Origin of the sequence: Leisingera aquaemixtae, assembly GCF_001458395.1 — a bacterium.
In the GTDB taxonomy this organism is placed as follows: domain Bacteria; phylum Pseudomonadota; class Alphaproteobacteria; order Rhodobacterales; family Rhodobacteraceae; genus Leisingera; species Leisingera aquaemixtae.
In genome coordinates this window covers 233,928-254,820 of sequence record NZ_CYSR01000002.1, presented here as the reverse complement: position 1 = coordinate 254,820, position 20,893 = coordinate 233,928, and the positions used below count along the sequence as shown (strand labels likewise).

The window sequence follows — 20,893 nt, the reverse complement described above, 5'->3', positions numbered from 1 at the left end:
ATGCTGACCGCAATCATCGACTACGAATCCGGCAACCTGCACTCCGCCGAGAAGGCGTTCCAGCGCATGGCGCGGGAAATGGATGCGGGTGAAGTTGTGGTAACTTCTGACGCCGATGTGGTGGCCCGCGCTGACCGGCTGGTGCTGCCCGGCGACGGCGCCTTTCCCGCCTGCGCGGCAGAGCTGCGCGGCCACAAGGGCATTTATGACGCCATGGTCGAAGCGGTTGAGCAAAAGGGCCGCCCCTTCCTGGGCATCTGTGTCGGCATGCAGCTGATGGCAACCACAGGGCATGAATACACCGAGACGCCGGGCCTCGGCTGGGTTGGCGGCGATGTGGTGAAGATCACGCCGGCGGACCCCGCCCTGAAAGTGCCGCATATGGGCTGGAACGATCTAGTGATCGACCAGGCACACCCGGTGTTTGACGGGATCGAGAGCGGCGACCACGTGTATTTCGTGCATTCCTACCATTTCCGCGTCGCCAACCCGGCGGAACGGCTGGCGCATGTGGATTATGCCGGCGACGTGACCGCTGTTATCGGGCGTGACACGATGGTGGGCATGCAGTTCCACCCTGAGAAAAGCCAGGCGACGGGCCTGCGGATGATCGGCAATTTCCTGACCTGGAAACCGTAAGGGGACGGCGCTGGCGCGCCGTTGCCTCCGGCGGGAGTATTTCAGGAAAGATGAAAGTGCGGTGTTCAGGCCGCCGCGGTGCGCACTGAAACCGGCGCCAAGCCGTACGCCTTGCGGAAGGCGCGGGTGAAGCCTTCGGGGCTGGCGTAGGCGTAGCGGCGCGCCACCGCCTCCACCCGGTCGCCGCGCATAAGGTCTTGATGCGCCAGGATCAGCCGCCAGCGGCGCAGGTAGCCGATCGGGGTTTCCCCGACTTCGGCAGCGAACAGCTCAGCAAAGCGCGACAGCGACAGTCCTGCCTGCTGTGCCAGATCGGCATTGGTCCACAGCCTGCCCGGATGGTCATGCATCGCCACGATGGCGCGGCTGAGGCGCGGATCGGCAAGGCCCGCCAAGAGACCCGGTTCGGTCGCGCCCTTTTGGATCTGGTTGCGCAGGAGGCGCACCATCAGCACCTCGCCCAGCCGGTTGATCACCGACTGCGCGCCGCAGTGCTGGCCCTCGGCCTCCTCCTGCATCAGCCGCACCAGCCCCTGCGCCTCGGCGTTGCTGGTGATGTCATAGTCCACCACCGGCGGCAGCGCGGCCAGAAACGGGTTGCTCTGGCCCGACCATTCCACTTGTGCCGCCCACATAACCGCGCCCGGGTCCAGCCGCTCCACCGCGCCCTTGGTGCAGTAGCGGATACGCACCGGCACGCCGCCGCTGTCCGCAAGCGCGATCAGATTGGCCTGCCCCGGCTGTGCGGCCTGCACCGCCAGCTGGAAACGGTCCATCAAGGTGGTGAGGCGGTCCACGATTTCGGGGTTCCCGTCAGGTTTTTCGGATTTATGCGACAGTAAACTGCGCGATACCTTTGGGCAAGCACCACCACCACTCACATCACACAAATGGAGCGTCACTATGCTGATCCCCCGCCAGAAGACCCCGAACCTGACCCTGCCGACGCTGGACCACGGCCAGTTTGACCTGTCGGTGGAAAACGCCGAGCGCGGCACCGTGATATGCTTTTACCGCGGCCTGCACTGCCCGATCTGCGCGACCTATCTGAAGGAATTCGAGAAAAAGGTTGCGGCCTTTGCCGAGCGCGGCGTCGACTGCATCGCGATCAGCTCCGACGGCGAGGAGCGCACCCGCGCGATGGCGGACAAGATCGAGGCGAAGGAACTGCGGTTCGGCTATGACCTGCCGCTGTCCGTGGCCAAGGAGTGGGGGCTTTATATCTCCACCTCGCGCGGCAAGACCTCGATCGGGATCGAGGAGCCGGAGCTGTTTTCGGAACCCGGCCTGTTCATGGTGACGCCGGAGCAGACGCTGTACTATGGCTCGGTCCAGACCATGCCGTTTGTGCGCCCGCATTTCGCGGAGCTGGTGGCGGCGCTGGATTATGCGATCCCCAATAACTACCCGGCGCGCGGTGAGTATACCGGTGAGGTGTAAGCGTCACAGCTGCCGCAGGGGCCGGTGCAATTCGCCGGATTGAGCAATAGACAAGGGGTCCGCTTCGAGGCATACGGGGCGGACCTTTTTTCGCGCCCCGGGTCCCCCTTGCACATCCGTTTCGAGAAATACGACCACGCCGACGGCAAGCACCGCTATTGCTTGCTGAGCCTGACGCCGACGCTGTTCGGCGACTGGTGTGTCGAGCGTGTGTCCGGGCCGCTGAACGCGCCCGGCGGGGCGCAGAAGCGGACCTATTTCGCCGGTCATGCGGAGGCGCTGGCGATTTTCGAAGGGTTCCGGGACCGGCAGCTGAAACGCGGTTATGCGCCGATCCCGGTGCAGCTGGGGCTGCTGTAGGCGCAGCCCCTCAGGGGCTTACTGAACCCGCGTCCAGGTTTGTTTCGAGCAGATCAGACCGCCCGCAACGCAGCCGCGCAGGGCCAGCGAGCTGCCCGCCAGATCCATCTTGCCGATGTAGATCTTGTTGTTGGACGGCCGCCAGACCTTCCCCTCGTAGGAGCCGTCGCCGTTGGGCACCATGTCGATCACCAGCGTCTTGCCGAGGTTCGGGGACTTGTACTCCCCCTCGCTGTTGAAGGTGCGGGCGATCTTGCCGCAGACCGCGGCGCCGCATTTGGCCATCTGGACATGGGCATAGGAGCCGTCGTCGGGCTGCGTCTTCCAGACGCCCAGAACCGGGTCCGCCGATGCGGCGCCCGCCAGCCCCAAGGCCACAGCCATTCCTGCCAGAAGATGTTTCATTCCATTTCCTCCCTGTTTTTCAGGCAGCCTGTCCCTGATGCGGCCCTTCTGGCAAGGTTGACTTCGGGTCGCGTTGCAATTCAGGGCGCGCTTGTGCAAAACACCGCCAGCTTGATTTCACGAAGGACCGACCGGATGATCCTCTACCCCGCGATTGACCTCAAAGACGGCCAGGCCGTGCGCCTGCTGCATGGCGAGATGGACAAGACCACCGTGTTCAACGACAACCCCGCCGCCCAGGCGCTGGAGTTTGTCGAAGCGGGCTGCGAGTGGCTGCATCTGGTGGACCTCAACGGCGCCTTTGCCGGCGAGCCGGTAAATGCCGCCCCGGTCGAGGAGATCCTGAAGCAGACCAAGGTGCCCGCGCAGCTGGGCGGCGGCATTCGTGATATGGCCACCATTGAGCGCTGGATTGATAAAGGCCTGGCGCGGGTCATCCTGGGCACCGTAGCGGTGGAAAACCCCGGCCTGGTGCGCGAGGCGGCGCGGGAATTCCCCGGCAAGGTCGCGGTCGGCATCGACGCCCGCAACGGCAAGGTCGCGACCAAAGGCTGGGCCGAGGAAACCGACGTGATGGTCACCGACCTCGCCAAGAGCTTTGAGGACGCGGGCGTTGCCGCGATCATCTACACCGACATCCTGCGCGACGGCGCGATGAAGGGTCCGAATGTGGAGGCCACCGCCGATCTGGCCAACGCCGTCAGCATCCCGGTGATTGCCTCGGGCGGTGTGTCCTCGCTGGACGATCTGCGGGCGCTGAAAACCTGCGGCGCGCCTTTGAACGGTGCGATTTCGGGCCGGGCGCTTTATGATGGCGCGATCGACCTGAAAGAGGCGCTGGCGGTTCTGAAAGCCTGACGCCGCCCCGGTCTGATCCGGCGAAGGAACCCTTTATGCGCCTAGTCCGCCGAATCCTTGCGACCTTCACCTTGGGGCCCATCATCCTGTGGCTGATGTGCATTGCCTTTGTGCTGCTGCTTGGGTTCGGCTTCGGCTGCGAAATCCACGAGGGGTTTGCCAATCCCTGCGTGGTGCTGGGCCAGGACGTGGGTGAAACCGCCTATACAGCGGGTGTCCTGGCCGCCTGGGGGCCGCTGATCTTTGGCCCGGTCTCCCTCGGGGCCGGGCTGCTGTGGGGCATCGCCAATGCCCTGTCGCGCTATCTGGCCTCGCGGCGCTGAGCCTATTCGGCCGCCTTGGACGTCAGCTTGCCCAAGGCCCCCTGCATCTTGCCAAGGAAGCCCGCATCAGCGGGGATATCGAGGCCTGACAGCATCTCTGCCGGGTCCTGATAGGTCAGCCAGACCTGGCCGTCCGCATCCTCATAGGCCAGCACCTTGAGCGGCAGGTAAAGCCCTGCCCGCATGTCGGCCTGCATCGCCGGGGTGCCGAGCTTGGGGTTGCCGAAGATCAGCAACTGGGACGGCCTGAGTTCCAGCGCCGCGGTCTGCGCGCCTGCGGCATGGTCCACCCGGGCAAAGACGGTGGCGCCCGCGTCCTCAACCGCGGCTTGCAGCGCGTCCATGGTTTCGGCCACGGATTTCTGGCTCTGCACGGTCACCAGATCGGCGGCGGCGGGCAGTGCGGCGGCGAGGGCGATGGCACCGGCGAGGAAAAGGCTCTTTGTCATAACAGCTGCTCCAAATTCAGGGACGTCCAATCATGATCGGGGCAACTGCTCCGGCCAGGCAATTCACAACTGCGAGACTGCACGGTTCCGGCGGTTTCGCGCGGACTGCAACCGCCCGCCCGGACCAAAACGCGCAGCCACTGCCATATCTGTTGCGCTTGCTGCAGGCATTGCGTACCCACGGGGCCAAGCAGCTTGAAAGGCACGATCGATGCTGAAGACCCGTATCATTCCCTGTCTCGACGTCGCCGACGGGCGCGTGGTCAAGGGCGTCAACTTCGTCGGCCTGCGCGATGCGGGCGATCCGGTGGAATCGGCCAAGGCCTATGATGCGGCTGGCGCGGATGAGATCTGCTTTCTCGACATCCACGCGACACACGAAAACCGCGGCACCATGTTCGACGTGGTGCAGCGCACAGCCGAGCAGTGTTTTGTGCCGCTGACCGTGGGCGGCGGGGTCAGAACCAAGGAAGATGTGCGCGCGCTCTTGCTGGCCGGGGCCGACAAGGTCTCCTTCAATTCGGCTGCGGTGGCCAATCCCGATGTGATCGCCGAGGCCGCGGATCAGTTCGGCAGCCAGTGCATCGTCTGCGCCATCGACGCCAAGACGGTGTCGCCGGGCCGCTGGGAGATCTTCACCCATGGCGGGCGCAAGCCGACCGGCATCGACGCGGTGGAATTTGCCAAGCTGGTGACCGCCAAGGGTGCGGGGGAGATCCTGCTCACTTCGATGGACCGGGACGGCACCAAGTCGGGCTTCAACCTGCCGCTGACCAAGGCGATTTCCGATGCAGTGGACGTGCCGGTGATCGCCTCGGGCGGCGTCGGCACCCTGGATCACCTCGTGGAAGGTGTCACCAAGGGCGGCGCCAGCGCGGTGCTGGCGGCCTCGATTTTCCACTTCGGGGAATACACCATCCAGGAAGCCAAGGAACACATGGCTGCTGCCGGCATCCCGATGCGGCTGAACTGAAGGGGCATGTGATGAGCCTGCTGCACGATCTCGAAGCCACCATCCTGGCCCGCAAGGGGGCCGATCCGGACACCAGCTGGACCGCCAAGCTGCTGGCCAAGGGGCCGGAGAAATGCGCCGAGAAATTCGGCGAGGAGGCGATTGAGGCCATCATCGAGGCGGTGAAGGATGACAAGGCGGGCCTCGCCTCCGAAGGGGCCGACGTGCTCTATCATTTCCTGGTGATGCTGGCCGCCCGAGATGTTGCTTTGGACGATGTGCTGCAAGTGCTGGCCGAACGCCAGGGCCTCAGCGGCATTGCGGAGAAGGCCGGCCGCCCCAAGGGCTGAATTCCAGGCCGGGCGGCGGGTCAAGGGAGGCGCAGCCTCCGCGCGGCACGCGCGGCTTGCCCTTGACGCGCAAAGAACCATTACAATCGGCAAGGCCCTTGAAGGGCACGCCTGCCCTTCAAGGGCGTCTCAGCAATAAAGATTGCGCCGCGCAGCGGCGCCGGGCCCAACCGTGCAGGCCGTCCGGCAGGACGGCTGGAGCAGGCGGGAGCGCCCTGCCCGGCCGCATGCGTCAAAGTTTCGAGGAAATGATCCCGGTGGCAAAACCGCCCATGCGCAGCTCTCCGAACAGGCGCTGGTATTCGATCTTGGGGCAGCGGTTCTGGATCACGGTGACGCCGCGCGCCTCGGCCTTGGCGGCGGCTTCTGCGTGCTCAACCCCGATCTGCATCCAGATGGTCTGCAGCTTCGGGAACGTCTCCAGCGCCTCATCCACGATCGGCGGCACCGCTTCGGACCGGCGGAAAATGTCGACCATGTCCACCGGCGCATCAACCTCCGACAGGCTGGCCCGCACCGTCTCGCCAAACAGCATCTTGCCCGCATGGCCCGGGTTCACCGGGATTACCCGGTAGCCCTTGAGGCCCAGGTAGCGCGCCACGTAATAGCTGGGCCGCACCGGGTTCATTGAAACGCCGACCACAGCCACCACCTTGGTGCGCTGCAGGACCTTTTTCAGATGCTCATCGCTGTACTCTGTCATGCCGCGCACCCTAGCCGTGCTGCGTGCGGGCGCAAAGCGCGATTTGCTGCCTGCAGACAAAAATGCGCCCGGACGAACCGGGCGCGAGGTATGGAACGAGGGACAGTGAAAAAGATCTGCGGTGGTTCCATTCCGCAGTCTGTATTGAATATGGGTCACAGTCGGAAAAATAAAAGGCCACCTCACGAAAACGTGAGGTGACGGGCTATTTTTGTAGAATCACCGGCCAGTGCAGCTGCGCCCGGGCGATCAGCTCGCCGCGGCGGGCCGCCCAGAAATCCCGGGCGTCCGGATTGTTGAGCAAGTACAGCTCACCATCGACAATCGCCCAAAGCAGCGGATCGCCGTGCATCAGCCTGCCCTGCGACATCGCAAAGGCGCAATAGCCGCCGAAAGCCGGCGCGTAGGCGCGGGGGTTGGCCTCGAACCGGGCCTGGTTGCGGGCGGTGGCAAAGCGCCAGACGACCCCCTTCCACATCACCGCATGACCGCGCCGCCCGGGCTGTGCCGCGCCTTGTTCGAAAAAAACCACCGGATCATAGCCGCCAATGGCGACCCCTGCCCGGGCGGAGTAGACAGCCGCGCCCGCCGTCTCTGCCCGGGCGGCACCGGACAGCGGCAGAAGCATAAGCGCAAAGGCCATAAACAGCAGGCGCAGAGCCAAGTTGTTCTCCATTCACATTCTCTCAGCAGCCTGCCGACTCTGCCGCAGCGCCGTGCTGTTGCAAAGGGAGGATACGCAGATGTGATCACCCCGTGACGGATCGGGCCCGCCTAGCGCGCAACCGAGGCGTAAAGCGCAATCGCCGCGGCGTTGGAAACATTGAGCGAGCCAAAGCCGCCCGCGGCACCGATCTTGACCAGGGCGTCAACGGTTTCCTTGGTCTTCTGCCGCAGCCCCGGTCCCTCGGCGCCCAGCACCAGCGCCACCGGCAGGTGCTGCTTGCCCTCCAGCGCCGCCTCGATGGTCTGCTCTGCCTCGCCATCCAGGCCCAGCACGATAAAGCCCATGTTCTGCAGTTCGGTGATGGTGTCGGCCAGATTGCGCATCCGCAGGTAGGGCTGGCGTTCCAGCGCGCCGCTGGCGGTCTTGGCCAGCGCGCCGGTTTCCGGAGCTGAATGATGCCGGGTGCCGATCACCGCACTGGCGCCCAGCACCTCCGCCGAACGCAGGATAGCGCCGACGTTGTGCGGGTCGGTGACCCGGTCCAGCAGCAGCACGCGGGGCGCTTCGCGGCCGATGCAGTTTTCGGCCAGCCCGCCCCAGTTCAAGGGCTTCACTTCCAGCGCGGCGCCCTGATGCACCGATTGCGGGTCGATCGGCGGGTTGAACTTGCGCGGGTCGATGACCTCCGCCTCGATGCCGGAGTCCGCGATGGCGTCCGCCAGTTTCGCCTGCGCGTTCTGGGTCACCATCAGGCGCAGCTTTTCGCGCTTGGGATTAAGCAGCGCATCACGCACCGCATGCAGCCCGAACAGCCACACGGTTTCCGCGGCAGCAGCCCGTTTGGACTGCTCTTTTTCGACGACCCATTTGGGTTTCTTGGACATTTTGCTCTCCGGCAGAAAGAATTTGCGGGGCGCGCGAAAAACTTGCGATTTTCCTGTTGACGCCCGTTTGGCCTGCTAGTAATCACGCCTCCACATCAGGTGCAACATGCAACTGACAGTGGGCGACAGGCCGCAAGGTGTGGCAGGGGACTGTAACTCCCTCGCGGAGACGCACGCCTGGTTCGATTCCAGGGTCGCCCACCATCTTCTCTCTTTTTCAGACCAGACGATGGTGGTTCAGCAACAGCTGGACAGGCCGTCAGCCCGTTCTTTGCAGTAAAAAAGCCCGCGTGAGCTGCGCGGGCCTTCCAATTGTTTTCACAAGGCAATCACCGGGTCAGGCTGTTTCGCCCACGGCCCGTTCCGCCCATTCGGCCAGCGCGTCCAGATCAGGGCCTGCCGCCACGGCCAGGCCATCGGCGAAGGCCTGGAACGGCTCCACGTTCATCTTGTTGACGCCGGAAATCACCGGGATGCCCAGCGCCAGCGCCTCGCCGATGATGGGCCGCATGCCGCGGCCGTCAGCCTCGTGCTTGCCGAATTTGTTGACGATCAGCAGCTGCGGCGCCGGGTCCGATTGCAGGGTGGCAGAGACCTGCCCGACCGCCTGTTCCAGCGCCTCGGGGTTCAGGCGGCAGCCGCGGGCGCCCGCGCCCAGGGATTGCGAGATGCGGATGGTCTCGCCGTCGGGCAGAACCCGCACATCCATGTCGCACAGCTCCTTATCATAGCATTCCACATTGGTCTGCACGATGCCGGCCAGGCGGAGGCCTTTGGCCTGCAGCCGTTCGGCCAGTTCGCTCAGCAGGCGGTCGGTGGCGCCGCGCTCTTCGGTCATCACATAGGCCAGGTGCATGTGTCGGTCTCTCCCGTGTCGTCTGATTTCATAGGTGGTCATGCGGCGGCTGCGGTCAACCCCTACCAGGGCAGCGGACTGTAGCCGATAACGGGGGCGTGCAGGATCAAGAGGGCCAGGAACACCGCCGCCGCCCATCCCGCCTCGCTGGCAGTGGGACGCAGGCGCAGCAGGTTCAGCCGTGCCGTATTGCGGCTGAGGCGGCGCCATTCGCCCTGCCCCATCTGGCGCTGCTTGCGCGTGTCGATCAGCGCCATGCCCATCCAGGCAAAACCCGCAAAGAGGCCGAACAGGATCACATGCGCCAGGTCGCCATTAGCCAGCAGATGCGCCCCGGCCCATAGCGCCATCGCCGCCAAAAGCGGATGGCGGCTGACGGCAAGGATGCCGGGGTCTGCCGGGTCAAAGGCGCGCACGCCCAGCCCGCCAAAGCTGAGGGGATTCTGCCGGATCATGCCGGCCACCGCCAGCAGGCAGGCCAGCGGCATCATCAGAAGCGGCACCCAGCGGAACCCCTCCCAGTGGGGCAGCACGCCGACGTAAGGCGCGCGGGCGGCGGCCACGACGAGCCAGGCGAGGATCGCCAGCGACAGCACACTGTAGGCGAGGATATAGCCGCGCAGTCCCAGGCGGCTGACCAGCCAGGGCCGCACCGGCGGGCGCACGGGAATGGCGTGGCTGGCCAGGAACAGCATCAGCGCGGCGGTGAATTCAAGCCAGCCCATCGGTGTCTCTCCGGGTATAGATCAGTCTTCTGTGCAGCTATAGGCGGGCTGGCAGTCTATAACGTTGCCCCAGATCAAAAAAGGGCGCCACGGGGACGCCCTTCTTCTTTGATTGGCGGACATTTACAGTCCCAATGCCTTGCGCCGTTCCTCGGCAAACCCCTGCACCATGCGGTCGGCGATCAGGGCGAGGATCGCCATCGCCGCGCCGGCCGAGATGCCCAGCCCCACATCCGCCTGCCCCAGCGCCAGATAGATCGACTGGCCCAGCCCGGTGGTACCGATCAGCGCCGCGATGACCAGCATCGCAAAGGCGTAGAGAATGGTCTGGTTGAGGCCCAGCAGGATCGAGGGCGCAGCATAAGGCGCGCGGATGTCCTTGAGCATCTGCCACCTGGTGGCACCAGAGGCAGTCGCGGCCTCGATCATCTCGTCGGGCGTCGAGACCAGCCCGTGCCTTGTGTAGCGGATCATCGGCACGATGGCATAGGCGATGATCGCCAGGAAGGCGGAGAACTCGCCGATCTGGAAGACCATCAGCACCGGGATCAGAAACACGAACAGCGGGATCGTCTGCAGCATGTCGCAGACCGGGCGCACCACCCGCCAGACACCGGGCGATACCGCCGAGACGAGGCCAATGGCGCCGCCCATCACAGCGCAGGCAAAGACCGCCGCGCCGGAAAGGTAGAGCGACAGCAATGCCCGCTCCCACAGGCCGGAGAGCAGGATGGTGCCCAAGAGCACAACCGTCAGGATCGCCAGACCGCGCCCGCCTGCAACCCAAGCCAGCGCGCCTGCGCCCACCAGCACAAAGGGCCAGGGCAGCTGAGAAATGCCGGTTTCCAGCATTCCCGCCGCGATCAGCAGCATCACGCCCAGCGCCAGCTGTCCGCGTACCGCAAAGACCACCGCCGCCGCAGCACCGGCTGCAAACAGCACAAGGCTCATCGCCGGGGTCCAGGCAAAGCCCCAGGTGAAGGGCAGCACCGCCTGATCCAGGCCGATGCGGATGGGCAGCAGCACGTAGAACATCACGTTGTTCTTGAGCGCGGTCAGGACCTCCGCATTGGCACTGGTGAAGGCCGACAGCCCCCGGTCGACGCTGTCCGCCACCGGGTTGAACAGGGCATAGGTGCCGGGCTGCTGAACGCTGCCCCAGAAGACCGCGCTGACCAGAACGCCCAGCGCCAGGATGCCCCAGGCGACGCGCGGGTCGTGCTTCTGGCGCCGGTCCTGGGTCAGGGTGCCGCTCATCCGGTCGATCAGGATCGCGAAGATCACGATCACCAGACCGGCCAGCAGGCTCTGGCCGAACTGCGCTTTGCGCATCGTCAGAAGAACCTCCCAGCCGATATCGTCAAAGCCGCCGATCACGGCGGCGATGATCACCATCGAGAGCGCCGCCATCAGGCATTGGTTGACGCCCACCATGATCTGCTGCCCGGCGGAGGGGATCTCGCACTGGAACAGCTGCTGCAGGCGGGTGCCGCCGGACATGACGGCAGCTTCCTTGATCTCCGGCTCCACCCGCTCCAGCCCCAGCAGCACGTTGCGGGCCATCGGCGGGGCTGCGTAGATGGCAGAGGCGATGAGGCCCACCACCGGCCCAAAGCCGAACAGCACCAGCAACGGCGTGAGATAGGCAAAGGTCGGCACTGTCTGCATGACGTCCAGCAATGCCTGCACCGGCTGGCGGATGCGGGGGTACTCATTTGCCAAAATGCCGATACCGCCGCCGATGATCAGCGCCAAGGGGACCGAGACGGCCACCAGCGCCAGAGTGTTCATGCTTTCGGGCCAATAGCCCGAGGCCAGCACAAAGCCCAATCCCACCACCGCCATCAGCGCCATCCGCACGCCGCCCAGAATCCAGGCCAGCGCCGTGGTAGCGAAGATGACCAGCGGCCAGGGCGTGTTGCTTAGCACATAGTTCGCCGCTTCCATCGGGTAATACATCAGCGCCGAGAAACTGCGCGCGGCGGGCTTGATCAGCGCCAGGAACCACTCCATGACGGCGCCCACCCAGTCGGTTGCGGGCAGCACCCAGGCAGCGGGGAATTTCACCAGCCACGGCAGGCTGCTTTCCAGCAGCAGGCACAGCGCGCCGGCCGCCGCCGCGAACAATGCGGCCGCGGCCCCTTTCGACAGACCCGCCATCACCCCTGCTCCACCTGCAAGGCCGCGGCCAGATCGGCCGGGTTCACAACGCCGACCAGCTTGCCCTCGGGCGTTCGGACCGGCACGGGTTCGTACAGTTCCATGCAGCGTGCCAGCGCCGCGTCCAGCGTCATATCCTGGCGCAAGCCGGGATCGTCGGCGCCATAAACATGGTGCTCGCCCGGCAGCATCACAGAAGACACATGCGCGTGCCGCCCCTTTGCCACGTCCTTGGAAAACTCGCGCACATAATCATCGGCCGGGCGCAGCACGATGTCGGCGGGGGTGCCGATCTGCACCACCTTGCCGTCGCGCATGATGGCGATGCGGTCGGCAAGCTTCAGCGCCTCGTTGATGTCATGGGTGATGAAAACAATAGTGGTCTTCAGCTTGGCCTGAATTTCCAGGAATTCGTCCTGCAACTGCCGCCGGATCAGCGGGTCAAGCGCCGAGAACGGCTCATCCAGGAACCAGACCGAGCAATCGGCCACCAGCGAACGGGCGATGCCAACGCGCTGGCGCTGGCCGCCGGAGAGTTCGCGCGGGTAATTGGTTTCGCGCCCGCCGAGGCCAACCAGATCGATCACCTCCTGCGCCTTGGCCAGCCGCTGTTTCTTCTTCACCCCCTGCACCCGCAGCGGGTAGGCGACATTTTCGGCGACGGTCATATGCGGGAACAGGCCGAAGTGCTGGAACACCATGCCCAGCTTCTTGCGGCGCAACTCGATCAGCCGCTTGGGGCTGGCCTCGACGATGTTCTCGCCGTCGATGCGGATCTCGCCGCCGGTGGCGTGCAGCAGGTGCGAGATGCAGCGGATCAGGGTGGACTTGCCGGAACCCGACAGCCCCATGATCACAAACAGCTCCCCCTCCTTCACGTCAAATGAGGCGTCCTGCACCGCAGGGATCAACCCCTTGCCGCGCAGTTCCAGCGCTGCCGTTTCGGGGGTTTCGTGCCGCGACAGCGCCTCCTTCAAGGCGCTGTCTGCGTTGTTGCCAAACACCTGCCAGACATTCCGGCAGGTGATGGCAGGCGTGTCAGAGCCAGTCACAGGGCTGCGCTCAGTTGATGGCGGCGTCGACAACCGGGCGCCACTTGTCCTCGTTGGCGGTCATCCATTCGGCAACCACCTCTTCGACCTTGCCGCCGTCCACGTCGACCGCGCCCATCATCGGCTGCTGATCCTCAACGGCCAGGGTGTAGTTCGACAGGATTTCATACGCCGCGGGCCAGGTTTCCTCCATCCCGGACCAGGCGGCCTTGAAGATGCGCGAGGGGGAGAAGTCGCAGTCGTTCACCGCGTCCGGGTTCGGGCCCCAGGCCGGGTCGCTGAAGCAGGCCTCTTCGCCCGGCGGCAGGTCGACGAACTTGACGTCATAGGCCGACATCGCCCAATGCGGCTGCCAGAAGGTGATCAGCAGCGGTGTCTTGCGCTCTGTCGCGGCGCGCAGCTCGACGATCAGCGCTGCCTCAGATCCTGCGGGCACCGCCTTGAAGGGCAGCCCCAGGCCGGTCATGCGGTCCGCGCCCGGTGTGCCCCAGTCCGCGGGGTAGTCCACCAGGCGGCCTTCGGGCAGGGTTTCGGCGGTGGCGAATTGCATCGCGCAGTCCTTCAGCGCCTCCCGCGCGGGCAGGCCGGGGCAGATCTCGGCCACATGCGCGGGATAGGCGATGCCTTCGCGGGCGTTCAGTTCAAGGTCGCCCAGCTCCACCACGGTGCCTTCTTCGATCTTCTTGCCGTATTCGTCGGACACGTTGGAAGACCAGATTTCCAGCGTCGCGTGGATATCGCCATCAGCAATCGCCTGGAACTGGTTCATCATGCCGGCAGAGACATATTCCACGTCATAGCCCGCGGCCTTGAGCATTTCGCCCGCGATGTGGGTGGTCACATGCTGGCCGGTCCATTCATTCACCGCCAGCTTGATCGGCTTGCTGGTGTCGCCCAGTTCCGCGGCCGAGGCGATGCCCGCAGCCACCGTCATTGCGGCGGCGCTCAGTGCCAGCGCATATCCTTTAAAAGTCATCTCAATACTCCCTGTCATTATCCTTTTGCGCCGCCTGTTTCCGGCTGTGGCGCGTCATTTGGAACCCGGCGGTTCATGGCGCCTGCCAGGCCTGTCAGCCGGCCCTGTTGCTGTCAGCAGGCACCCATGAGCCAAGTGTGGCCGGGGATAATGCAAGTATTGGAACATATTACGACGCTTTGTCGAGCAATTGCGCCGCAAACCGCAAAATATTCTGATTGACGGTTCAAGTTTTTGTGCAAACGCACAACTTCCGGAATCACTTTTCCCGCCCGCGCCGGGCTTACGCGGCTGCGGCTGCCGCCGCAAGCCGCAGGGCCAAACGCGCAAAACAGCGCCCCGCATCGCGAAGGGCGCTGTTGCTCTAATTGGTCCGCAGTTAGCCCCAGGTGAGCCCGGATCAGGAGCGGCCCTTGCCGGTGGCCTCCTCGACCGCCGGCACCCATTTGGCGCGGTTCACCGCCAGCCAGCCCCGGGCGGCGCCCTGAACCGTCTCGCCCCGCACATCCACCAGCCCGATCAGCGGCTGCTGGTCCCAGATGCTCAGCTCGTAGTTCTTGAGGATTTCATGGGCTGCGGGCCAGCGTTCCTTAAACCCGGACCAGCTGGCCTTGACCACGCCGCCGCGGGCAAAGTCACAGTCGCCGGCGGCCTTGGGGTTGGGGCCCCAAGACGGGTCGCTATAGCAGGCCGGCTCCGGCTTGGGCAGGCGCACGAATTGCAGCGCATAAGAGGACATCGCCCAATGCGGCGCCCAGAAGGTGGCGATCACCGGGCGCTTGTCCTTGTAGGCCTGCTGGAATTCCTCGATCATCGCCGCCTCGGACTCAGCCGCGACCACGTCAAACGGCAGATCCAGCGCCCGGATCCGGTCTGCCCCGGGAGAGCCCCAGGATTCCGGATAGGCCAGATAGCGCCCGCGCTTGCCATTGCCGTCTTCGGAGAAGATACCGGCGCAGTCGCGCAGCGCTTCCCAGTTGGGCAGCCCCGGGCACATCTGTGCGACATAGGGCGGGTAAACCACGCCGTTGCGCGCATCCAGTCCCAAGTCGCCCAGCTCTTCCACCCGGCCCGCATCGCGCACGGAGATATAGTCCTCAGGGTCGCTGGTGGTCCAGATTTCCATCATGGCATGAACCTCGCCAGTGGCGATCTGCTCATAGAGGGCGTTCAGATCCGCTTCGACGTATTCGACCTTATAGCCCGCCTCTGCCAGCATGCCGCCCGCGATATAGGTCGACAGGCGCTGGCCGGTCCAGTTGTTCAGCGACAGGCGGATGGGCGTTTCCACATCCCCCATATCCGCGGCCTCAACGGCCCCGGAAACCGCCAGCGCCGCCAGCGCTGCCGCAAAGGCTTTCACTTTCATTGGCGTCACTCCCGTACTGCCAGTCTTGCGAAATGCCGCGCGCAGGCGCAGCTCCGGATCCGGCATAACAGGACGGCATTGACAAAGATTAACGCCGTGGCAGAGCGGCGGCGTGAAAGGATAGAAAAAAGCCTAAAACTTGCTTCAAGCGCGGATGGCGCCGAAGGAAGAGCGGCAGCGGATCAGGCCCTGCGGCGGGCCACCAGCAGCACCGGATCATAGGTCAGCGGCAGCTTTCCATCGCAGCCGAACCGCGCCCGGTAAGCGTCCTCGAAGTCCCGCAGATGCCGCCGCGACCAGCTTTGCTGGGCATGGCCGTTGACACCGGTCTGGCGCAGATGTTTCAGCAGCGCCAGTGCGGTGTCGAATTCCAGCACCACCGGCGCCTGGGTGACCGCCAGTAGGTCCAGGCATTGCGGCAGCACCGCCCGCCACTCCCCGGCATCCAGATAGCTGGGCGCCGCCGCGGCGGAGCCCAGCGCCGCCAGCTCGCGGAACTGGCTGCGCCCGAACCCCGACAGCACCAGCCAGCCGCCGGGGTTGAGCCGCGCCGCCAGCCGCGCCGTCAGCGCAGGCAGGTCCGGGATCCATTGCACGGTGGAGGCCGAGGCGATCAGGTCCAGCCCGTGCGGCAGCGGCAGGCTTTCGACCGGCCCGGCCTGAAACCGGGCCTGCACAGGCGCAGCGCCGCCTGTCTCCTGCAATGCCGATGCCGCTTCCGGCACCAGATCGTTCAGCAGCAGGCTGCCAATCCCGAACCGCTGCACCAGCTGACGGGTCAGATGGCCGGTGCCGCAGCCGAATTCCAGGGCGGCCTCAAACTGCCCCGGCGCGCCCTGGGCCTGCAGCAGCTCTGCCAGCCGGGCGGCAATGTCTGCCTGCACCGAAGCGGTGCGGTGATAGCTTTGCAGCCCGCGCCGGAAGCTTTGCCGCACCCGCGACTGATCCAGCTGAGGAGGCGTCATGTCTTTCATTGCAGCAGCGCCTCCCACGTCGCGAACTGGCCGAACGGCGCATGCGGCGCGTCGATCAGGCGGACCGCCTGCCCTGCCCAGGCCCGCTGCAGGTTGGCCGGCGGAAAGATCTTGTCACCGGAACTGATCCAGATCCGGTCAAACCGCGTCTGCGGCGCGTCACCACGCCGCTCGACGGCCATAAGCTCGGACCGGCGCGCCTCCACATCCAGCGGTTCGGGGGGTTGCGGCTGCCCGAAGACGCGGGTCAGGAAACTTTGAAAGCTTTCCAGGCTCAGCGTCTCGGCTGTCTTGCGGAAGACCGCAGGCGGGATGCCCGCGCTGCGGTTCACCGGCTTCAGACTGCCGTTCACCGCCACCTTGCGGCGGAACGGGTCTGGCCGCCCCTGCTGCCAGTGCGCATAGGCCGCAACCCCAAACGACCACGCCAGCAGGCTGACCTGCTCATAACCGGACAGATCCGGCAGATCCGCGCCCAGGTCGCCATATCCGCTGGCAAACAGGATGTCCTGCGGGCCATCCAGATGCCAGAACACCTCCGGCCCCACAGCCCAGCCGCCGAAGACCATAATGGCCTCGGCCGCGCTGTTCTGTTTGAGCCAGCGGAACTCCATGGCCTACAGCTCCCGCGCCAGCCGCAGCATGCCCGCGGTGATTTCGCTAAGCTGATCCGGCGAGGTGATGAAGGGCGGCATGGTGTAGATATTGGTGCCGAAGGGGCGCAGGAACACGCCCATCTCGTGCGCGCGGGCGTGGGCCTCATCCGCCGAGACGCGGTGTTTCATCTCGATCACTCCGATGGCGCCCAGCACCCGCACGTCGGCCACATTGGGCAGATCGCGGGCCGGGGCCAGTTCGGCCTGCATCTGCTCACCGATGGCCGCCACGGTGCCGCGCCAGTCCTGCCCGGTCAGCAGGTCCAGCGAGGCCTTGGCCGCGGCGCAGGCCAGCGGGTTGCCCATGTAGGTCGGCCCGTGCATGAACAGCCCGGGATTGCCGCCGCCGATGCCTTGGGCCACGCGGTCGTTGGTCATGGCGCAGGCAAATGAGATATGGCCGCCGGTCAGCCCCTTGCCGAGGCAGATGATGTCCGGCTCGACAGTGCAGAAATTGGTGGCAAACAGCTCTCCGGTGCGGCCGAACCCGGTGGCGATCTCGTCGAAGATCAGCAGGATGCCCAGTTCATCGCACAGCGCACGCGCTTGGTTCAGATACTCCGGGTGATAGAAATACATGCCGCCGGTGCCCTGCACCACGGGTTCCAGGATGAAGGCAGCGATCTTCTGCGCGTTGGCCTCCAAGGCCGCGCGCAGCTCACCCAGGCCGTTCTGCGCCGGATTGTCGTTCCAGTCCTCATGAATGCGGATCGGCGGGCGGGAGACGAAATGCTGCACGCTCAGCGCGCCCTGAAACAGGTGGTGCATGCCGGTGTCCGGGTCGCAGACGCTCATCGCCTTCCAGGTATCGCCGTGATAGCCGGAGCGGATGGTGGCAAACTCCTTGCGCTCTGGCTGGCCGATGGCGTGCTGATACTGCACCGCCATCTTCATCGCCACCTCGACCGAGACCGAGCCGCTGTCGCAATAGAAGATGCGGGTGAGGCTTTCGGGAGTGATCTCCAAAAGCTTGCGGCCCAGGTCGATGGCCGGATCGTGGGTCAGCCCGCCGAACATCACGTGCGGCAGGGTGTCGAGTTGGTCGTGGATTGCCTTGGTGATTGCCGGGTTTTTATGGCCGTGCATCATGCACCACCAGGACGACATGGCGTCGATCAGCCTTGTGCCGTCGTCCAGCGTGATATGCACGCCTTCGCTTTCCTTCACCACAAAGGTCGGGCCAGGCTTGGCCACGTTGGTGTAAGGGTGCCAGAGGTGCTTCTGGTCGAATTCCAACTGGGTGAGGTCCGCGGCGCTCATGCCAGCGCCTCCTTGATCAGATCCACGCGGATGCTGGCCCGGAAGGCCACGGCCAACGCGTCAGAGGTCAGCTCGTCCAGCACCGGCAGCCTTCCCAGATGCGCCACCTGGCCGAACTGGCAGATGGTTTCCTCGACCTCTGGTTCCGCGTCGCCGATGAAGGCCACGCCGACCACCGCACAGCCTGCGTCACGCAGCGCCTTCAGCGACAGCAGCGTGTGATTGATGGTTCCCAGCTGGGTCCGCGCGCAAAGGATCACCGGCGCGCCCCAGCGAGCAAACAGGTCGAGATACAGAACCTCGCGGTTCAGGGGCACCATCAGCCCGCCTGCTCCCTCGGCGACCAGCACGCCGTCCACCTCGGGCAAAGGCAGCGCGTCCGGGTCGATCTCCACCCCTTCGGCCTCCGCCGACAGATGCGGCGAGGCGGGCAGTTGCAGCAGGAATCCCTCCGGCAGCGCCGGGCGGCCGGACAGGCGGGCGACGATCTGGCTGTCGGTCTCCTCCTCCAGCCCGGATTGCACCGGCTTCCAATAGGTCGCGCCCAGCGCCTGCACCAGACCGGCGGAGAAGATGGTCTTGCCGATGCCGGTATCGGTTCCGGTGACGATCAGCGCGCTCATGCTGTACTCTCCATTTCCCGGGCGAGGTCTTCGAACATCTGGGTGATGACCTCTGCCCCCGTATTCAACGTGATCGACAGCCGCAGCCGCGAGGTGCCGCGCGGCACCGTCGGCGGGCGGATGCCGCGGATGTCATAGCCATGGACTTGCATGGCTGAGGCCAGCGCCATGGTGCGCTTGTCGTCGCCGATCACCACCGGCAGAATTTGGCTCTGGAAACCCTCCAGCCCGCACAGGCGTTTGGCTTCGTCTTGGGCATGGGTGATCCCCTGCCACGCCCGCTCGCGGCGGCCCGGGTTCTGCTGCAGCTCCTGCAAGGCGGCCCGCACCAGTGCCGCGTTCAAGGGCGACGGCGCCGTGGCAAAGATGAACCCGCGCGCCTTGTTGATCAGCGTCTCGATCAGAACCCGCTGGCCGCAGATCAATGCGCCGGAAGCGCCCAGCGCCTTGCCGCAGGTATGTAAGGAAAGGACGTTGGGGCGGTGCGCGATTTCATGTGCCAGCCCGCGGCCCAGATCGCCGAACACGCCGGTCGAATGCGCCTCATCCACCACCAGCACCGCGCCTTCGGCATCCGCCAGCGCCATCAGCGCACCGAGCGGCGCCAGGTCGCCGTCCATGGAATAAACCGCCTCAACCGCGATCCAGGCCTGCCCTGTGCCGCCCTCAGCACGCCATGTCTTCAGCACCCGTGCGGCATCCTCCGCATCGCCATGGGCAAAGCTGCGGGTTTCGGCCCGGCCCAACCGCATCCCGTCATGGGTGCTGGCGTGGATCAGCGCGTCATAGAGCACCAGATCCCCCTGCTGCGGCAGGGTCGAAAAGATCGCCTGATTGGCGTTGAAGCCGCCGCCCATGAACAGCGCGGCCTCGGTTCCGAAGAATGCGGCCGCCTCCGCCTCCAGCAGCTGGTGTTCCGCGTCATTGCCGCGCAAGAGGCGCGCACCGCCGGCCCCGACCGGCACACCGCGCGCCAGCGCAGCGGCGGCGGCGGCGCGCAGCACGTCGCTGCCCGCCAGACCAAGGTAGTCGTTGGAGGCAAAGTCATGCCCGTCCCGCGGCATCAGCTGCCGGTAGCGACCGCGCGTGCGCAGCGCTTCCAGCGATTTCTCATGCCGGGGGAAGGCGCCCGCCATCAGCGGCTGCCGTCGCAGCCTGCCGCCATCGCGGTGATGCCCAGACGGTCAAACAGCTGCTGGTCCTTGTCTTCTTCAGGGTTGTCCGCCGTCAGCAGCGTGTCGCCCACGAAGATCGAGTTTGCGCCGGCAAAGAAGCACATCGCCTGCATCTCGTCCGACATATCGGTGCGGCCTGCCGACAGGCGCACGTGGCTCTTCGGCATCAGGATACGGGCCAGCGCCACGGAACGGACGAATTCGATCGGATCCAGTTTTTCGACATTGGCGAGCGGCGTGTCGGCGATCGGGATCAGCATGTTGACCGGCACCGAATCTGGATGCACCTCGAGCGTGGCCAGCGCCAGCATCATGTCGATGCGATCAAGCTGCTTCTCCCCCATGCCGACGATGCCGCCGGAGCAGACCTTGATACCCGCCTCGCGCACCCGGTTCAGGGTGTCGATACGGTCGGCAAAGGTGCGGGTGGTGATGATCTCGGAGTAGTAGCGCTCCGAGGTGTCGATGTTGTGGTTGTAATAGTCGAGGCCTGCGTCCTTGAGGCGGAACACCTGCTCCTCGTCCAGCATGCCCAGGGTCATGCAGGTTTCCATGCCCAGGTCCTTGACGCCCTGCACCATCGCCTCAAGCGCGGCCATGTCGCGGTCCTTGGGTGAGCGCCAGGCGGCCCCCATGCAGTAGCGGGTCGCGCCGCCTTCCTTGGCTTTCTTGGCTTCGGCGATCACCCGCTGCACCTCGATCAGCTTGGAGGCCGAGAGCTGCGCGCCATTGCGCGCCGACTGCGAGCAATAGGCGCAATCCTCGGCGCAACCGCCGGTCTTGATGCTGAGCAGCTTGGATTTCTGCACCTGGTTGGGGTCGAAATACTGCCGGTGCACGGTGTGCGCCTGAAACAGCAAGTCCATGAAAGGCTTGTTGTAAATCGCTTCCGCTTCCTCGCGGGTCCAGTCGGTGCGGATGGGTGCAGCGTCCAGCATGCTGTCTCCTGTTCTCTATACCTGTTGGCCATGCGCGGATGGCGTTGCGGATTTTTATAGATAATTTTGCAGCCCCCGATCAAGCACCAAAGCTGCGCT

At 65.2% G+C, this 20,893-nt stretch carries 25 protein-coding genes and 1 tRNA gene; 8 read left to right on the top strand and 18 right to left on the bottom strand.

Annotated elements, in window-relative coordinates; translation table 11 throughout:
- Nucleotides 1-639: an imidazole glycerol phosphate synthase subunit HisH gene (hisH, locus tag PHA8399_RS01360; protein ID WP_058284407.1), complete on the top strand. Its 639-nt coding sequence runs from the start codon at nucleotides 1-3 to the stop codon at nucleotides 637-639.
- 65 nt (nucleotides 640-704) lie between these two features.
- On the opposite strand, the gene PHA8399_RS01355 is transcribed toward hisH, so the two are convergent.
- The gene (locus tag PHA8399_RS01355) at nucleotides 705-1,436 is read right to left on the bottom strand and encodes an AraC family transcriptional regulator (protein ID WP_058284406.1); all 732 of its coding nucleotides are present in this window, start codon (nucleotides 1,434-1,436) and stop codon (nucleotides 705-707) included.
- A gap of 106 nt (nucleotides 1,437-1,542) precedes the next feature.
- Between PHA8399_RS01355 and PHA8399_RS01350 the strand changes: the two genes are divergently transcribed.
- Both PHA8399_RS01350 and PHA8399_RS01345 read left to right on the top strand, forming a co-directional pair.
- Nucleotides 1,543-2,079: a peroxiredoxin-like family protein gene (locus PHA8399_RS01350; RefSeq protein WP_058284405.1), complete on the top strand. Its 537-nt coding sequence runs from the start codon at nucleotides 1,543-1,545 to the stop codon at nucleotides 2,077-2,079.
- A 108-nt stretch (nucleotides 2,080-2,187) separates the two neighbouring features.
- Nucleotides 2,188-2,439, top strand: a complete 252-nt coding sequence (locus PHA8399_RS01345) for a WGR domain-containing protein (protein WP_058284404.1) — start codon at nucleotides 2,188-2,190, stop codon at nucleotides 2,437-2,439.
- An 18-nt stretch (nucleotides 2,440-2,457) separates the two neighbouring features.
- Here PHA8399_RS01345 and PHA8399_RS01340 read toward each other — a convergent pair whose 3' ends face one another.
- Entirely contained in the window at nucleotides 2,458-2,844 is a 387-nt protein-coding gene (locus tag PHA8399_RS01340; protein ID WP_058284403.1) for a DUF2147 domain-containing protein, read from the bottom strand.
- Between the two features lie 135 nt (nucleotides 2,845-2,979).
- On the opposite strand from PHA8399_RS01340, the gene hisA reads away from it, so the two are divergent.
- Both hisA and PHA8399_RS01330 read left to right on the top strand, forming a co-directional pair.
- Entirely contained in the window at nucleotides 2,980-3,702 is a 723-nt protein-coding gene (hisA, locus tag PHA8399_RS01335) for a 1-(5-phosphoribosyl)-5-[(5-phosphoribosylamino)methylideneamino]imidazole-4-carboxamide isomerase (RefSeq protein ID WP_058284402.1), read from the top strand.
- A gap of 35 nt (nucleotides 3,703-3,737) precedes the next feature.
- A complete protein-coding gene (locus tag PHA8399_RS01330) occupies nucleotides 3,738-4,025 on the top strand; it encodes a hypothetical protein (protein WP_244270127.1) in 288 nt (95 codons plus the stop codon).
- A gap of 2 nt (nucleotides 4,026-4,027) precedes the next feature.
- Here the strand turns inward: PHA8399_RS01330 and PHA8399_RS01325 are convergent, their stop codons facing one another.
- Nucleotides 4,028-4,474: a DUF302 domain-containing protein gene (locus PHA8399_RS01325; protein WP_058284401.1), complete on the bottom strand. Its 447-nt coding sequence runs from the start codon at nucleotides 4,472-4,474 to the stop codon at nucleotides 4,028-4,030.
- 211 nt (nucleotides 4,475-4,685) lie between these two features.
- Between PHA8399_RS01325 and hisF the strand changes: the two genes are divergently transcribed.
- Both hisF and PHA8399_RS01315 read left to right on the top strand, forming a co-directional pair.
- Nucleotides 4,686-5,447, top strand: coding sequence for an imidazole glycerol phosphate synthase subunit HisF (gene hisF / locus PHA8399_RS01320; protein WP_058284400.1), 762 nt, complete (start codon nucleotides 4,686-4,688; stop codon nucleotides 5,445-5,447).
- 11 nt (nucleotides 5,448-5,458) lie between these two features.
- Nucleotides 5,459-5,776: a phosphoribosyl-ATP diphosphatase gene (locus tag PHA8399_RS01315; RefSeq protein WP_058284399.1), complete on the top strand. Its 318-nt coding sequence runs from the start codon at nucleotides 5,459-5,461 to the stop codon at nucleotides 5,774-5,776.
- Nucleotides 5,777-6,008: 232 nt separating this feature from the next.
- On the opposite strand, the gene PHA8399_RS01310 is transcribed toward PHA8399_RS01315, so the two are convergent.
- The 3 genes from PHA8399_RS01310 to rlmB form a co-directional block, all read right to left on the bottom strand.
- A complete protein-coding gene (locus tag PHA8399_RS01310; protein ID WP_058284398.1) occupies nucleotides 6,009-6,479 on the bottom strand; it encodes a CoA-binding protein in 471 nt (156 codons plus the stop codon).
- A gap of 205 nt (nucleotides 6,480-6,684) precedes the next feature.
- Nucleotides 6,685-7,155 carry a YHS domain-containing (seleno)protein gene (locus tag PHA8399_RS01305; RefSeq protein ID WP_058284397.1) on the bottom strand — a complete coding sequence of 157 codons (471 nt, stop codon included), beginning with the start codon at nucleotides 7,153-7,155 and terminating at the stop codon, nucleotides 6,685-6,687.
- Between the two features lie 98 nt (nucleotides 7,156-7,253).
- Nucleotides 7,254-8,030 carry a 23S rRNA (guanosine(2251)-2'-O)-methyltransferase RlmB gene (gene rlmB, locus PHA8399_RS01300; protein ID WP_058284396.1) on the bottom strand — a complete coding sequence of 259 codons (777 nt, stop codon included), beginning with the start codon at nucleotides 8,028-8,030 and terminating at the stop codon, nucleotides 7,254-7,256.
- Between the two features lie 120 nt (nucleotides 8,031-8,150).
- On the opposite strand from rlmB, the gene PHA8399_RS22515 reads away from it, so the two are divergent.
- Nucleotides 8,151-8,234, top strand: a tRNA-Tyr gene (locus tag PHA8399_RS22515).
- A 133-nt stretch (nucleotides 8,235-8,367) separates the two neighbouring features.
- On the opposite strand, the gene PHA8399_RS01295 is transcribed toward PHA8399_RS22515, so the two are convergent.
- From PHA8399_RS01295 to bioB, 12 genes are all read right to left on the bottom strand, one after another.
- Nucleotides 8,368-8,886, bottom strand: coding sequence for a DUF2478 domain-containing protein (locus PHA8399_RS01295; RefSeq protein WP_058284395.1), 519 nt, complete (start codon nucleotides 8,884-8,886; stop codon nucleotides 8,368-8,370).
- A 62-nt stretch (nucleotides 8,887-8,948) separates the two neighbouring features.
- Nucleotides 8,949-9,611, bottom strand: coding sequence for an NnrU family protein (locus tag PHA8399_RS01290; protein WP_058284394.1), 663 nt, complete (start codon nucleotides 9,609-9,611; stop codon nucleotides 8,949-8,951).
- A 123-nt stretch (nucleotides 9,612-9,734) separates the two neighbouring features.
- Nucleotides 9,735-11,771 (bottom strand): ABC transporter permease, encoded by a 2,037-nt coding sequence (locus PHA8399_RS01285; RefSeq protein WP_058284393.1) that lies wholly within the window; start codon nucleotides 11,769-11,771, stop codon nucleotides 9,735-9,737.
- Nucleotides 11,771-12,823 (bottom strand): quaternary amine ABC transporter ATP-binding protein, encoded by a 1,053-nt coding sequence (locus PHA8399_RS01280; RefSeq protein ID WP_058284392.1) that lies wholly within the window; start codon nucleotides 12,821-12,823, stop codon nucleotides 11,771-11,773. Before PHA8399_RS01280 ends, PHA8399_RS01285 begins: the two co-directional genes overlap by 1 nt.
- 10 nt (nucleotides 12,824-12,833) lie before the next feature.
- Nucleotides 12,834-13,799: an ABC transporter substrate-binding protein gene (locus tag PHA8399_RS01275; protein WP_058284391.1), complete on the bottom strand. Its 966-nt coding sequence runs from the start codon at nucleotides 13,797-13,799 to the stop codon at nucleotides 12,834-12,836.
- A gap of 400 nt (nucleotides 13,800-14,199) precedes the next feature.
- On the bottom strand, nucleotides 14,200-15,168 hold the full coding sequence (locus tag PHA8399_RS01270) for an ABC transporter substrate-binding protein (RefSeq protein ID WP_058284390.1): 969 nt from the start codon (nucleotides 15,166-15,168) through the stop codon (nucleotides 14,200-14,202).
- A gap of 182 nt (nucleotides 15,169-15,350) precedes the next feature.
- Nucleotides 15,351-16,133 carry a methyltransferase domain-containing protein gene (locus tag PHA8399_RS01265; RefSeq protein WP_244270126.1) on the bottom strand — a complete coding sequence of 261 codons (783 nt, stop codon included), beginning with the start codon at nucleotides 16,131-16,133 and terminating at the stop codon, nucleotides 15,351-15,353.
- A 5-nt stretch (nucleotides 16,134-16,138) separates the two neighbouring features.
- Nucleotides 16,139-16,756 (bottom strand): pimeloyl-ACP methyl esterase BioG family protein, encoded by a 618-nt coding sequence (locus PHA8399_RS01260; RefSeq protein WP_058284388.1) that lies wholly within the window; start codon nucleotides 16,754-16,756, stop codon nucleotides 16,139-16,141.
- 3 nt (nucleotides 16,757-16,759) lie between these two features.
- Nucleotides 16,760-18,058, bottom strand: coding sequence for an adenosylmethionine--8-amino-7-oxononanoate transaminase (bioA, locus tag PHA8399_RS01255; protein ID WP_058284387.1), 1,299 nt, complete (start codon nucleotides 18,056-18,058; stop codon nucleotides 16,760-16,762).
- Nucleotides 18,055-18,681 (bottom strand): dethiobiotin synthase, encoded by a 627-nt coding sequence (bioD, locus tag PHA8399_RS01250; protein ID WP_058284386.1) that lies wholly within the window; start codon nucleotides 18,679-18,681, stop codon nucleotides 18,055-18,057. The genes bioA and bioD overlap by 4 nt, the downstream gene beginning before the upstream one ends.
- A complete protein-coding gene (locus PHA8399_RS01245; RefSeq protein WP_058284385.1) occupies nucleotides 18,678-19,817 on the bottom strand; it encodes an 8-amino-7-oxononanoate synthase in 1,140 nt (379 codons plus the stop codon). Before PHA8399_RS01245 ends, bioD begins: the two co-directional genes overlap by 4 nt.
- Nucleotides 19,817-20,794 (bottom strand): biotin synthase BioB, encoded by a 978-nt coding sequence (bioB, locus tag PHA8399_RS01240; RefSeq protein ID WP_058284384.1) that lies wholly within the window; start codon nucleotides 20,792-20,794, stop codon nucleotides 19,817-19,819. The genes PHA8399_RS01245 and bioB overlap by 1 nt, the downstream gene beginning before the upstream one ends.
- Between the last annotated feature and the right edge of the window lie 99 nt (nucleotides 20,795-20,893).